Origin of the sequence: Oribacterium sp. HCP3S3_B9 (assembly GCF_052064255.1) — a bacterium.
Classification (GTDB): domain Bacteria; phylum Bacillota; class Clostridia; order Lachnospirales; family Lachnospiraceae; genus Oribacterium.
Window position 1 is genome coordinate 1 of the sequence record NZ_JBQHVY010000080.1, and the last position, 490, is coordinate 490.

Below are 490 nucleotides of genomic sequence, written 5' to 3' on the forward strand. Positions count from 1 at the left end.
CAGGGCCATCGGACTCTCAGAGTCAAACTTGTAGTTCAGCATGAAGCGGAACTCCTCGAGCATTTCCTTATCGAGGAGGTGCGCCTCGTCGAGTATGCAGACCACCCGCTTTTTCTGGACGCCCTGATTGATTTCGATCGATGCCTGCAGCTGGCGCTTGGCATCTCCACGATAGAAGCCCGAATCGATGCCCAGCTGTTCCAGAAGGCCCTTATAGAACCACTTCGGTGTAAGTTTGGAATCAGACAGGTACAGAAGGATGTACTTGTCCTTCGGAAGCATGGCATCGAACTTACGGAGCAGTGTGGATTTGCCACAGCCCGGTTCTGAAGTGATCACTGCAAACAGCTTCTTGTCGGCAACGTACATCAGACGACCGAGCACATCACTCATCGCTTTCGTCTCGTACAGGCACTCCGGTGGAAGGTCCCTGGTGAATGGCGTATGGGTCATGCCAAAGAATGCTTCATACATGAGCGCGTCCCTCCTT

At 53.1% G+C, this 490-nt stretch carries 1 protein-coding gene; it reads right to left on the reverse strand.

Annotated features, from left to right (window positions below):
- On the reverse strand, positions 1–474 hold a 474-nt coding region (locus tag ACTNC3_RS11530), incomplete at its 3' end, for an ExeA family protein (RefSeq protein WP_441227518.1).
- Positions 475–490: the final 16 nt, after the last annotated feature.